Origin of the sequence: Streptomyces sp. NPDC091279, assembly GCF_044757465.1 — a bacterium.
GTDB lineage: Bacteria > Actinomycetota > Actinomycetes > Streptomycetales > Streptomycetaceae > Streptomyces.
The window spans coordinates 552,022-564,633 of sequence record NZ_JBIVVA010000002.1 but is presented as its reverse complement, the minus strand read 5'-3'; the positions used below and the strand labels follow the sequence as shown (position 1 = coordinate 564,633).

The 12,612-nt window shown below is 71.8% G+C and carries 9 protein-coding genes; 4 read left to right on the top strand and 5 right to left on the bottom strand.

Annotated features, from left to right (window positions below; genetic code table 11):
- Positions 1-346 precede the first annotated feature (346 nt).
- From ACIQOU_RS06040 to ACIQOU_RS06025, 4 genes are all read left to right on the top strand, one after another.
- Positions 347-796 (top strand): DUF5707 domain-containing protein, encoded by a 450-nt coding sequence (locus ACIQOU_RS06040; RefSeq protein ID WP_401534260.1) that lies wholly within the window; start codon positions 347-349, stop codon positions 794-796.
- A 103-nt stretch (positions 797-899) separates the two neighbouring features.
- On the top strand, positions 900-2,096 hold the full coding sequence (locus tag ACIQOU_RS06035; RefSeq protein ID WP_401534259.1) for an FAD-dependent oxidoreductase: 1,197 nt from the start codon (positions 900-902) through the stop codon (positions 2,094-2,096).
- A 473-nt stretch (positions 2,097-2,569) separates the two neighbouring features.
- Positions 2,570-3,010 carry an SRPBCC family protein gene (locus tag ACIQOU_RS06030; protein ID WP_401534256.1) on the top strand — a complete coding sequence of 147 codons (441 nt, stop codon included), beginning with the start codon at positions 2,570-2,572 and terminating at the stop codon, positions 3,008-3,010.
- 154 nt (positions 3,011-3,164) lie between these two features.
- Positions 3,165-5,396 carry a PQQ-binding-like beta-propeller repeat protein gene (locus tag ACIQOU_RS06025; protein ID WP_401534254.1) on the top strand — a complete coding sequence of 744 codons (2,232 nt, stop codon included), beginning with the start codon at positions 3,165-3,167 and terminating at the stop codon, positions 5,394-5,396.
- A gap of 45 nt (positions 5,397-5,441) precedes the next feature.
- On the opposite strand, the gene ACIQOU_RS06020 is transcribed toward ACIQOU_RS06025, so the two are convergent.
- From ACIQOU_RS06020 to ACIQOU_RS06000, 5 genes are all read right to left on the bottom strand, one after another.
- Entirely contained in the window at positions 5,442-6,617 is a 1,176-nt protein-coding gene (locus tag ACIQOU_RS06020; RefSeq protein WP_401534252.1) for an XdhC family protein, read from the bottom strand.
- A 224-nt stretch (positions 6,618-6,841) separates the two neighbouring features.
- Complete coding sequence (locus ACIQOU_RS06015) at positions 6,842-8,305, bottom strand: NCS2 family permease (RefSeq protein WP_401534250.1); 1,464 nt, start codon at positions 8,303-8,305, stop codon at positions 6,842-6,844.
- Positions 8,306-8,462: 157 nt separating this feature from the next.
- Positions 8,463-10,886, bottom strand: a complete 2,424-nt coding sequence (locus ACIQOU_RS06010; RefSeq protein ID WP_401534248.1) for a xanthine dehydrogenase family protein molybdopterin-binding subunit — start codon at positions 10,884-10,886, stop codon at positions 8,463-8,465.
- Between the two features lie 2 nt (positions 10,887-10,888).
- A complete protein-coding gene (locus tag ACIQOU_RS06005) occupies positions 10,889-11,464 on the bottom strand; it encodes a (2Fe-2S)-binding protein (protein ID WP_401534246.1) in 576 nt (191 codons plus the stop codon).
- Complete coding sequence (locus ACIQOU_RS06000) at positions 11,464-12,351, bottom strand: FAD binding domain-containing protein (RefSeq protein WP_401534680.1); 888 nt, start codon at positions 12,349-12,351, stop codon at positions 11,464-11,466. Before ACIQOU_RS06000 ends, ACIQOU_RS06005 begins: the two co-directional genes overlap by 1 nt.
- Between the last annotated feature and the right edge of the window lie 261 nt (positions 12,352-12,612).

Sequence of the window (12,612 nt, the reverse complement as noted above, 5' to 3'; positions counted from 1 at the left end):
GTCAGGTGGCCCGCGGCTCGGGCTGAGGGCGGAGCCGCGCGCCCCGCTCTCTACCTCTGGTTCGAGACGGTGATCGTCCGGCGGAGCGAAGACCTCGCCGGGTGCCGGGCCATAGTCTCGACCTCGTCGAAAGGCATGCGGGAAGCCGTGGAGGAAGCGGTCGGGAAGGCAGTCGTACAGGTTCCCTTTCCGTTTCATCTCCTTCGCTTTCATCCCTTTCGCTCCATTCCATTCACTCCATCCCTTTCACTCCATCCCTTTCGCTCCATTCCATTCGGCCCGTTTCTTTCGGTTCATTTCTTTCGCTTTCGCTCATCTCATTCGTATAGCCTTGAGGGGAATTCTCATGTCCAAGCGCGTTCTCGTTTCGTCGCTCGTCGGTGTCGCCGTCGTCGGTGGTGTGGTGGTCGGTGGTCTCTCTTCCGCCTTCGCCGCAACGGAGTTGACCGTGGACAACGCCGTCGCCCGGTTCTCCCCCGCGTCCGGTGGAGAGCCGGCCGCATTCACCTTCACCGCCGATGTGCGCGACGACTCGGGCGTCAAGAGCCTGAATGTCGTCGCCTGGCCTGCCGCCTCGAAGCTGGACCCGACCGAGAAGGACATGCGTTCCGTGGAGAAGGCCACCTGCGTGCGGGTGTCCGACGAGAAGGCCACCTGCACCTATCGGCCCGCGCTCTCCGAGAAGGACGCGAACGAGTTGGCCGAGGGCACCTGGTACGTGTCGGCGCTGGCGACCGCCGAGGACGGCGACACCGCGTTCGTGCCGAAGGCCGCGACCTTCGAGGTCACGCGCTGAGAGTTGCGGGTAGGCGGAACCCAGGCGGTCGGCCGCCCGTTGGATCTACGGGGTCCACTCGGACGAACACGGCCAAAGCGACACGTAAGGAGCGGGGAGCCACGTGAAGACACTGGTCATCGGCGGCGGGATCGCCGGAACGGCGACGGCGCTCGGCCTGCACCGGGCGGGCCTCGACGTCGAGGTGTACGAGGCGCATCCGGACTCGGCCGAGGACATCGGCGCGTTCCTGACCCTGGCGAGCAACGGCATGCGGGCGCTGGCCCAGCTCGACGCGGCGACGGCCGTCGGGCGGGCCGGGTTTCCGCTGACCTCGATGCGGGTGCTTGACGGCACCGGCGGTCAGGTGGCGCACGTGCCGCTGGGCGAGGCCGATGATCCGGTGCTGCGGTTCCGGTGTCTGCGGCGCGGTGAGCTGAGCGGGGCGCTCCAGGCGGAGGCCGAGCGTCGGGGCATCCGCATCCGGCACGGCGCCCGGCTCGACTCCGTCCAGGAGGGGCCCGACGGCGTCACCGCGCACTTCGCCGACGGCAGTACGGCCGACGGTGATCTTCTTGTCGCGGCCGATGGGCTGAACTCCACGGTCCGTCGGGGGCTGGCCCCCGATGTCCGGCCCGTCTACGCGGGGCAGCGGGTCTTCTACGGCTACACGGACGCCGTTCCCGACGGGCCCGGGGACGCCGTGATCACGATGGTGCGTGGGAGTGGGGCGGCGTTCGGGTACGCGGTTTCTCCCGGTGGGGAGACGTACTGGTTCGCTCGGGTCGGCGGTGCGGCGTTGTCCGCCGAGGAGATCGCTCGGGGGACGGCGGGTGATTGGCGGGAGTTGTTGGTGCCGTTGCTGCGGGCGGATGCGACGCCGGCGGCGGATCTGGTCGCGGCCACTGGTGGTGACCTGATGGTCACCAACGCCACCGAGATCGGGGTCGGTACGCGGTGGCGGTACGGGAGGGTGGTGCTGGTTGGTGATGCCGCGCATGCTGCCTCGCCGGCTACGGGGCAGGGGGCGTCCATGGCTCTTGAGGACGCGGTGGTTCTGGCCAAGTGTGTGCGGGATGCGCCTGCGGTGGGGCGGGCGTTGGCCTTGTATGAACAGGTTCGGCGGGCTCGGGTTGAGCACAACGTGCTGGTCAGTGGGGGGATTTCTCGTGGGGCCGGCGCCGGGCGGGGGCGAGGCCCTGGGCCGGGTGGAGGGGCGGCGGGGGCCTCGGGTGGGGAAGAGGAGCTTGTCCGGTACCTGGACTGGTCGTCTGACATATGGGCGAGGGGTGGGGGCGGCGTAACGGGGGGTGCGGGTTGAGTTCCGGGTGGCCGCCGGTGGGGGCTTGTCGCGCAGTTCCCCGCGCCCCTAGAAGCAACGGCGTTGCCCCCCGGCATCTGGAAAGTGCCCCCCTGTGACGCTGGCCGGGCGGGTTGAGATCCGGCTTTCCGCCCGTGGGGGCTGGTCGCGCAGTTCCCCGCGCCCCTAGAAGCAACGGCGTTGCCCCCCGGCTTCTGGAAGGTGCCCCCTGTGACGCTGGCCGGGACGGGTTGAGATCCGGATCTCCGTCGGTGGGGGCTTGTCGCGCCGTTCCCCGCGCCCCTAAAAGCAACGGCGTTGCCTCCCGGCTTCTGGAAGGTGCCCCCTGTGACGCTGGCCGGGTGGGTTGAGATCCGGCTTTCCGTCGGTGGGGGCTTGGTGTGCCGTTCCTCGCGCCCCCTAAAACAACGGCCATTCGCGTGGTCGTGGGGGGAAGTGGGGTGGGGGGTGAGGGGGGTTCTTACGATCGGGGGGTGGTGTATTTCCTGGTTGAACGTACCGTGGCGCTGCCTCTTGGTGAGGCTTGGCGGCGGGTTACCTGCTGGGCTCGGCATGGTGAGGTCGTTCCGGTGACCCGGGTGCGGGTGGTGACGCCCGGGCCGACGGGTGAGGGGACCGTGTTCGTGGCCCGCTCGGGGCTGGGGCCGCTCGCGTTCGACGACCCGATGGAGGTGACGGTGTGGGTTCCGCCTACCGAGGAGACACCTGGCCGGTGCCGGGTCGAGAAGCGGGGGCGGGTGCTGACGGGGTGGGCCGAACTGGAGGTGCGGCCGGGGCCCGGCGGGCGCAGCCGGGTGGTGTGGCGGGAGGATCTCACCGTGCGCTTCGTACCGGCGCTGTTCGATCCGGTGCTCACCAGGGCGTCCCGGTGGATCTTCGGGCGGGCCGTGAACCGGCTGCTCAGAGGGGTGTGACCGGGGAGTCGGCGGGTCCTCTGCGGCGGTCGGGCCGTCGTTGGAGGTGTCCGGTTGGTTCCTCGGCCGGTGTTCTGTGATGAAAACGGACGCCCTAGTCTGTGGCGCGTGTGCGATACGTCTGCGCGAGGAGGACGGGAATGGTGACCGGCTCATGTCGCTGAGCACCGGGAGTGCCGAATCCACGGGTGGGTCGATCGGCGGCTACACGCTGATCGACGAACTCGGCAGTGGCGGTATGGGCGTCGTCCACCTGGGCCTGTCGCCCTCGGGTCGGCATGTCGCGATCAAGGTCGTGCACGCGCAGTACGCGCTGGACCCGGAGTTCCGGGCCCGTTTCCGCCAGGAGGTCGCGGCGGCCCGCCGGGTGAGCGGGGCGTTCACGGCGCCGGTGGTGGACGCCGATCCGGACGCCGAGCAGCCCTGGATGGCGACGCTGTACGTACCGGCGCGCACGCTCACCGAGGTCGTCGCCGAGGAGGGCCCGCTGACCGGCCGCGCGCTGCGCACGGTCGCCCTGGGTCTGGTCGAGGCGTTGCGGGACATCCACCGGGCCGGGGTCGTGCACCGGGACCTGAAGCCGAGCAACGTCCTGGTCGCCGACGACGGACCCCGCGTCATCGACTTCGGCATCTCCCGCGCCGCCGACAACGAGGACCTCACCGTCACCGGACGGCTGATCGGCACCCCGCCCTTCATGTCCCCGGAGCAGTTCGCGTCGCCGAGGGACGTCACCGGGGCGTCGGACGTGTTCTCGCTGGGCTCGGTGCTGGTGTACGCGTCGACGGGGAACCGCCCCTTCGAAGGCGGCAGCCCTTACCTCACCGGCTACCAAGTCATGTACGAGGCACCGGTGTTGGACGGTGTCCCGGAGCCGCTGCGGTCCATCGCCGCCCGCTGCCTGGACAAGGACCCGGCGGCCCGTCCCCAACTCACCGAACTCCAGGGCCTGTTGCTGGCCCTCCCGGACCACGCTCCCGACCCGCACCGCACCCGGGACCCGGACACCGTCAACTCCCCGTCGGTTCCTGTCTCCCGGCGCCCCGGGGCCGCTCGCCCCGTACCGGCCGCCGGTTCGGAGACCGTCGGTGCCGCGAGCCGCCCGCGCGGGGGACGCCGGATGCGACGGGCCCTCGTCGCGGTGGGCGCGGTGCTCGCCGTCACCGGCGTCGGCATCACGGCCGTTCGGCTCGCGGACGGGAGCGGGGACGAGCGGACGGCCGCCGCCGAGCCGAGCGGGACGCCCGTCGCGGCGCTGCCCGCCGGGTGGCACGCCTGGCGGGCGGATCTGCGCCGGACGCCGAAGGACGACCCGATCGACGAGCTGAACCCCGGTTGCGTGCCGGGTGGTTCGGCCGCCGTGTACTGCGCGGGCACCGGCTTCACGACCATCAGGCTGGACGCGGCGACCGGGCGGGAGGGCTGGCACGCCGGCACCAGTCCGCAGACCTCGCGCCCGGTCGGCGTCCGCGACGGCCACGTCTACGCCTACCTCAAGCCCGACTCGAACCAGACGTACCACCCTCGGCAACTGGTCGCCCTGGACGAGAAGAGCGGCCGTCAGCTCTGGTCCCGGCCGGTGCGCGGGGACACGCCGTCGCTGATGTTCAGCGGGGGCGTCCTGACGATGGACGACGCGGCGACGCACTACCTCGCCTACGACACGTCGGGCACGCTGCTGTGGCGGAGCGCCGCGTCGGCCGTGAACGTCTGCGCGCCCGTGGTGATCGGGGGCGCCCCCTACGGGCTGTGTTCCGCGCCGGGCGACTCCACCAGCGGCCCGAGCACCCTCTTCCGGCTCGACCCCGGCACCGGGAACGCCCGGAAGCTGGCCCAAGTGCCCGCCAACTCACAGGCGTTGGGCGGCGTCGACGGGCAGCCGTTGCTCGTCGCGCCGGACCAGAAGGAGTACCAGACGGCGCCCGAGGGCGACTGGCCCTACACGACGCTGCTGCGGGTCGACCCGGACAACGGGAAGGTGCGGCGGCTGACGCTGGCGGCCGGGACGCGCGGCACGCCGACCGCCGTGGGCGGCGTCGTCTACTTCGTGCGGCCCGACGGGACGGTCACCGCCGTCCGCGCCGGTGACGGCAAGCGGCTGTGGCAGCGGACCACGGACGTCGAGAACCTGTCGGCGCCTGTGCTGTCGAAGAAGTACGCCAGCCTCTACTTCGCCAACCGTTTCGGCCGGATCGTGGCCGTCAACCCCGGTACGGGCGCGGTGCGTTGGCGGACGGCGACGATCAGCGACCCCGGTGACTCGGCGGCGGGCAGCCCGCCGTACCTGGCCCTCGTGAAGGACGCGCTGGTGGCCGTCGCGGGCGACACCGCCTTCTCGCTCCGCCCCGACCGGCACTCCCTCACCCCGACCGCCGCGACGGATTGACGGACCCCGCGGTTCCGCGTCAACTCCCCTGGCACGGAACGGCGTTCAGGCCACCGACCCGATGTGCCATCCCGGGCGGGGCCTCGGGTCGTCCCGACGGTCGTGGTGCGGGTCGTGGTGGATGGGGGTGTGGGCGCCGGTCAAGGGGGCGCCGCTGCCGCCGTGCCGGGCGGCGATGATCTCCGAGGCGATCGACAGGGCCGTCTCCTCCGGGGTGCGGGCGCCGAGGTCGAGGCCGATGGGTGAGCGCAGCCGGGCCAGCTCCCGTTCGCTGACGCCGACGGCGCGCAGCCGGTCGTTGCGGTCCAGGTGGGTGCGGCGGGAGCCCATCGCGCCGACGTACGCGACCGGCAGCCGCAGCGCCAGCCTGAGCAGCGGGACATCGAACTTGGCGTCGTGGGTGAGCACGCACAGCACCGTGCGCCCGTCGACGGCCGTCCGCTCCAGGTACCGGTGCGGCCAGTCGACGACGATCTCGTCGGCGTCCGGGAACCGGGTGCGGGTGGCGAAGACGGGGCGGGCGTCGCACACCGTGACGTGGTAGTTGAGGAACTTACCGACCCTGACCAGCGCGGACGCGAAGTCGATGGCGCCGAAGACGATCATCCGGGGCGCCGGCACGGACGACTCGACCAGCACCGTGAGAGGTGCTCCGCACCGTGAGCCCCTCTCACCGATCTCCAGCGTGCCGGTCCGCCCGGCGTCCAGGAACGCGGCGGCCTCGCCCCTGACCGTGCGGTCGAGTTCCGGATGGCCGCCGAGACCGCCCTGGTGGCTGCCGTCGGCCCGCACCAGCACGGCCCGGCCCAGCAGTTCGGCCGGTCCTGACACGATCCGGGCCAGCGCCGCCGCCTCCCCGCGCGCGGCGGCGGCCAGCGCGGCCGCGACCACCGGGCGGACGGCGTCCTGCCCCCGTACCGGGGTGACGAGGATGTCGATGACTCCCCCGCAGGTCAGGCCGACGGCGAAGGCGTCCTCGTCGCTGTAGCCGAACCGTTCGAGGACGGCACCGCCGTCTGCCAACGCCTGTTGGCACAGTGCGTAGACGGCACCCTCCACGCATCCCCCGGAGACCGAGCCGATCGCCGTGCCGTCGGCGTCCACCGCGAGGGCGGCGCCCGGCCGCCGGGGTGCGCTGCCGCCGACGGCGACCACGGTGGCCACGGCGAAGTCGCGCCCCTGCTCGACCCACCGGCTGAGTTCCTCGGCGATGTCCAGCATGTCTCGTTCTCCTTGACGCTCTCGGGTTCGGGTCGGTGTCCGATGCGGTGTGGTGTCGGGTTCGGCCGGTGTCGATCGCGGGCCGGGTCAACGGCGGTGCGGCAGCGCCCTCGTGCGAGGGACCCGGCGCCGGTGCCGGGGAGCGGCCCGGTCAGGTCGGCCCGGTCGGCCACGGCGGTGCCGCAGCCGACCGACCACCTGATCCGGCGCTCCCGGCTCGGCGCTCAGCGCACGCCGAGCCAGTTCTCGATCGGGTGGAGGGCGAAGTAGACGACGAAGATCACCGCCAATCCCCACATGAAGGCGCCGACCTCACGGGCCTTGCCCTGCGCGGCCTTGATGGCCGTGTAGGAGATGACCCCGGCGGCGACGCCGGTGGTGATCGTGTACGTGAACGGCATCAGGACGACGGTCAGGAAGACCGGGATCGCGGTGGCCCGGTCGGCCCAGTCGACGTGCCGGGCGTTCATCAGCATCATCGCGCCGATCACGACCAGCGCGGCGGACGCGACCTCCTGCGGGACGAGCGCGGTGAGCGGGGTGAGGAACAGACAGGCCGCGAAGAACACGCCGGTGACCACGGAGGCGAGCCCGGTGCGGGCGCCCTCGCCGACGCCGGTCGCCGACTCGACGAACACGGTCTGTCCCGAGCCGCCCGCCACACCGCCGATCGCGCCGCCGGCGCCGTCGATGAACAGCGCCTTCGACAGTCCCGGCATCCGCCCCTGGCGGTCGGCGAGCCGGGCCTCGGTGCCGACGCCGATGATGGTGGCCATGGCGTCGAAGAACCCGGCGAGCACCAGGGTGAACACGATCATGCCGACGGTCATCGCGCCGACCTGACCCCAGCCGCCGAACTCCACGTGCCCGAGGAGCGAGAAGTCCGGCATCGACACCGCGCCGCCGTGCAGTGCGGGGGCGCCGCCCGCCCAGGCGTCCGAGTCGATGACGTCGAAGCCGTTCAGGACGATCGCGACGACGGTGCCGCAGACGAGGCCGATGAGGATCGCGCCCGGGGTCCCCCGGGCCTGGAGGACGAAGATCAGCAGCAGGGTGCCGGCGAACAACAGGACGGGCCAGCCGACGAGTTGGCCGGCGGGGCCGAGGGCGAGCGGGGTGGACCTGCCCTGGTGGACGAAGCCGGACTTGTAGAAGCCGATGAGCGCGATGAACAGGCCGATGCCCATGGTGATGCCGTGTTTGAGGGCGAGCGGTATCGCGTTCATGACCAGCTCGCGCAGACCGGTGACGACCAGCAGCATGATGACGACGCCGTACAGGACGCACATGCCCATCGCCTGCGGCCAGGTCATCACGGGGGCGACCTGCGAGGAGAGCACGCCGGAGACGGAGAGTCCGGCGGCGAGGGCGAGCGGCACCTTGCCGACGAAGCCCATCAGGAGGGTGGTGAGGGCCGCCGCGAACGCGGTCGCGGTGATCAGCGCCGACCGGCCGAGGGTGTCGCCCGCCACGTCCTTGCCGGACAGGATCAGCGGGTTGAGCAGGAGGATGTACGCCATCGCCATGAAGGTGGTGACACCGCCGCGCACCTCGCGCGCGACCGTGGACTCCCTCGCGCCGATGTGGAAGTACCGGTCGAGCCAGGACCGGCCGCCCGGGTCGCGGGGTGCCGCGCCCGCGCCCGCGTCCTCGGCGGTGGTCGGTGGTTCGAGGGACTGCTGGGTCATGTGGGCCTACTCCCAAGGTTCACAGGGGCACCCGTCTCCGTCGTCGTCGACGTCGCCGGGATTTGGGAAGGTGCTGCGGCCGCACGACCCGGGGGACGGCCCGAGACGAACGATCTCTGTGTGCCCCGGGTGACTGGTGGGCCGCCCGGGGAGGTGGTCACGCCGTGCCGGTCAGGTGTTCCGGCCGGACCGGCGTGCGGTTCAGCTCCAGCCCGGTCGCGTCCCGGATCGCCGCGAGGACGGCCGGGGTGGACGACAGGGTGGGCGCCTCGCCGACGCCACGGAGCCCGTAGGGGGCGTGGTCGTCGGCGAGTTCGAGCACGTCGACCGGGATGGTCGGCGTGTCGAGGATCGTGGGGATCAGGTAGTCCGTGAAGGACGGGTTCCTGACCTTGGCGGTCTTGGGGTCGACGACGATCTCCTCCATCACCGCGATGCCGAGACCCTGGACGGTGCCGCCCTGGATCTGGCCGATCACCGAGAGCGGGTTGAGCGCCTTGCCGACGTCCTGGGCGCAGGCCAGCTCGATGACCTTGACCAGGCCGAGTTCGGTGTCGACCTCGACGACGGCCCGGTGCGCGGCGAAGGAGTACTGGACGTGTCCGTGGCCCTGCCCGGTGCGCAGGTCGAAGGGTTCGGTCGGCCGGTGCCGCCACTCCGCCTCGACCTCGACGGCGTCGCCGCCCAGCACGTCCACGAGGTCGCGCAGCACCTCGCCGCCGTCGGTGACGACCTTGCCGCCCTCCAGGAGCAGTTCGGCGGTGGCCCAGGCCGGGTGGTGGGTGCCGAACCTGCGGCGGCCCAGCTCCAGTACCTGGTCCCGGACCAGGGCGCAGGCGTTCTTGACGGCGCCGCCGGTGACGTACGTCTGCCGGGAGGCGGAGGTCGAACCGGCGCTGCCCACCTGGGTGTCGGCGGGGTGGATGGTGACCTGGGTGACGCCCAGCTCGGTGCGGGCGATCTGGGCGTGCACGGTGACGCCGCCCTGGCCGACCTCGGCCATCGCGGTGTGCACGGTGACGACGGCCTCACCGGCGATCACCTCCATGCGGACCTTGGCGGTGGAGTAGTCGTCGAAGCCCTCGGAGAAGCCGACGTTCTTGATGCCGACCGCGTAGCCGACGCCCCGCACGACGCCCTCGCCGTGGGTGGTGTTGGAGAGGCCGCCGGGCAGTTGCCGTACGTCGACGCCCTCGGTGCTCTCCCACTGGCGCTCGGGTGGCAGCGGCATCGCGTGGACGCGGCGCAGGAGTTCGGCGACCGGGGCGGGCGAGTCGACGATCTGCCCGGTCGGCATGACGGCGCCCTGTTCCATGGCGTTGAGCTGCCGGAACTTCACCGGGTCCATGCCCAACTCCCGTGCCACCTTGTCCATTTGAGCCTCGTAGGCGAAGCAGGCCTGGACGGCGCCGAAGCCGCGCATCGCGCCGCAGGGCGGGTTGTTGGTGTAGAGGGCGATGGCCTCGATGTCGACGTCGTCGACGACGTAGGGGCCGACGGAGAGGGAGGCGGCGTTGCCGACGACGGCCGGGGACGCGGAGGCGTAGGCGCCGCCGTCCAGGACGATCCGGCACTTCAGGTGGGTGAGCTTGCCGTCGCGGGTGGCGCCGTGCTCGTAGAGGAGCCGTGCGGGGTGGCGGTGGACGTGGCCGAAGAAGGACTCGAACCGGTTGTAGACCATCTTGACGGGCCTGCCGGTGCGCAGGGCCAGCAGGCAGGCGTGGATCTGCATCGAGAGATCCTCCCGGCCGCCGAAGGCACCGCCGACGCCGGACAGGGTCATCCGTACCTTGTCCTCGGGCAGTCCGAGGACGGGCGCGATCTGCCGCCGGTCGGAGTGCAGCCACTGGGTGGCGATGTAGAGGTGGACGCCGCCGTCCTCCTCGGGCACGGCGAGCCCGGACTCGGGGCCCAGGAAGGCCTGGTCCTGCATGCCGAAGTGGTACTCGCCGCGCACGACGACATCGGCGCGGGCGGCGGCCGCGGAGGCGTCACCGCGCAGGATCGGCTGCCGGTGGACGACGTTGGGGTGCGGGACATGGCCGATGTGGTGGTCGGCGCGGCCCTCGTGGACGAGGATCGCGTCGGGGGCGGTCGCGGAGGCCTCGTCGGTGATGACGGGCAGTTCCCGGTAGTCGACCTTGATCTTCGCGGCGGCCCGGCGGGCGGTCTCCGGGTGGTCGGCGGCGACGAGGGCGACGGGTTCGCCGTGGTGGCGGACCTTGCCGTGGGCCAGGACGGGGGTGTCCTGGATCTCCAGGCCGTAGCTGCGGATGCCGGTCGGCAGGTCGTCGTAGGTCAGAACGGCGTGGACGCCCGGGGTGGCGAGGGCCTCGGCGGTGTCGAGGGAGAGGATCTCGGCGTGCGCGACGGGTGAGCGCAGGATCTGCCCCCAGAGCATGTCCTCGTGCCACAGGTCGGACGCGTAGGCGAACTCGCCGGTGACCTTGAGGATGCCGTCGGGTCGCAGCGTCGACGTCCCGATGCCGCCCTCGGCCGCGGCGCCCTGGGTGATCTTCCCGGGCGCCCCGACCGGCGTACCGCCCGATCGGAGGGAACCGGAGTCGGCTGAGAAACCCATGGTCAGACCCCCTCTTCCTGGCGGGCGGCGGCCAGTCGGACGGCGTCCATGATCTTCTCGTAGCCGGTGCACCGGCAGAGGTTGCCGGACAGCGCCTCGCGGATGTCGGCGTCGGACGGGTTGGGGTGGCGTTCCAGCATCTCGTCGGCGGCGACCAGCAGCCCCGGCGTGCAGAACCCGCACTGGACGGCACCGGCGTCGATGAACGCCTGCTGCACGGAGGAGAGTTCGAGGCCCTCGCCGCCGTGCGCGTCGTTCCCCCGGGGCTGCCACGCGCGGGCCGTGTCCCACGACGTCGAGGCGTCCGGTGAGCCGCCGCACGCCCGGCGTCTGGCGTGGTCCGCGAGCCCCTCGACGGTGACCACGTCACGTCCCTCGGCCTGGCCCGCCGCGACGAGGCACGCGCAGACCGGCACGCCGTCGAGGCGGACCGTGCAGGAGCCGCACTCGCCCTGTTCGCAGGCGTTCTTGGAGCCGGGCAGGCCGAGCCGCTCGCGCAGCACGTACAGCAGGGACTCGCCCTCCCAGACGTCGTCGGCCCGCTGCGGGCGTCCGTTGACGGTGAGGTTGACGCGCATCAGGCGGCTCCTTCCGAGCGGCGGGTGTCGCGGTAGGACTCCCAGGTCCAGGTGAGCGTCCGCCGGGCCAGCACGCCGACCGCGTGCCGCCGGTAGCCCGCGGTGCCCCGGACGTCGTCGATGGGGTTGCAGGCGCCGGCGCACAAGGACGCGAACTCCTTGACCAGGGAGGGGGTGATGACCTTCCCGTTGTCCCAGAAGCCGCCCTCGTCGAGCGCGGCAGCGAGGAACTCCTCGGCGACCCGGGCCCGTACCGGGGTGGGCGCGGCCGAGCCGATGCCGGTGCGTACCGTCCGGGTCGCGGGGTGCAGGGCGAGCCCGAAGGCGCAGACCGCGATGACCATGGCGTTGCGGGTGCCGACCTTGGAGTACTGCTGGGGTCCGTCGGCCTTCTTCACGTGGACGGCGCGGATCAGCTCGTCGGGGGCGAGGGCGTTGCGCTTGACGCCGGTGTAGAAGGCGTCGATCGGGATGAGCCGGGTGCCGCGCACCGACTCCGCCTCGACCTCGGCGCCGGCCGCGAGGAGGGCGGGGTGGGCGTCACCGGCCGGGGAGGCGGTGCCGAGGTTGCCGCCGACGCCGCCCCGGTTGCGGATCTGCGGGGAGGCGACGGTGTGGGCGGCGAGGGCGAGCCCGGGGAGTTCCTCGCGCAGGCTCTCCATGATCCGGGTGTAGGGCACGGAGGCGCCCAGGCGCACGCTCGTCTCCCCCACCTCCCACGCGTAGAGGTCGTCGATCCGGGTGAGGTCGAGCAGGTGCGCGGGCCTGCGGTGGTCGAAGTTGATCTCGACCATCACATCGGTGCCGCCGGCGAGGGGCACGGCGGTGGGGTGCTCGGCCTTCGCGGCGAGCGCTTCCGGCCAGCTGGCGGGGCGGAGGAAGTCCATGGACCGGCTCTCTGTCTGCGTCGCGTGGTGGGTGCGGATCGAGCCAGATCGGGTGCGGCGGGCCGACTCGTTCATGCGCTGTTCACGTGGAGTGGTTCCAGTACACAGGGGCAGGCTCCGCCGGGGTCAGTCACCGAAACCATGAAGGAGTTGGCTGGCCAGGGCCCTCATCTTGTAGATTCGTATGAACGGAAGGCCACGGTAACCTCCTCGTTTTCCTGTGGAAACACGAGAAACGCCCGGTCAGCCCCGACGTACGGT

Bases quoted from the DNA above. Each gene is read 5' to 3' on its own strand.
- ACIQOU_RS06040 (WP_401534260.1), top strand. From the start codon at position 347: ATGTCCAAGCGCGTTCTCGTTTCGTCGCTCGTCGGTGTCGCCGTCGTC.
- ACIQOU_RS06025 (WP_401534254.1), top strand. From the start codon at position 3,165: ATGTCGCTGAGCACCGGGAGTGCCGAATCCACGGGTGGGTCGATCGGC.
- ACIQOU_RS06020 (WP_401534252.1), bottom strand. From the start codon at position 6,617: ATGCTGGACATCGCCGAGGAACTCAGCCGGTGGGTCGAGCAGGGGCGC.
- ACIQOU_RS06015 (WP_401534250.1), bottom strand. From the start codon at position 8,305: ATGACCCAGCAGTCCCTCGAACCACCGACCACCGCCGAGGACGCGGGC.
- ACIQOU_RS06010 (WP_401534248.1), bottom strand. From the start codon at position 10,886: ATGGGTTTCTCAGCCGACTCCGGTTCCCTCCGATCGGGCGGTACGCCG.
- ACIQOU_RS06005 (WP_401534246.1), bottom strand. From the start codon at position 11,464: ATGCGCGTCAACCTCACCGTCAACGGACGCCCGCAGCGGGCCGACGAC.
- ACIQOU_RS06000 (WP_401534680.1), bottom strand. From the start codon at position 12,351: ATGGACTTCCTCCGCCCCGCCAGCTGGCCGGAAGCGCTCGCCGCGAAG.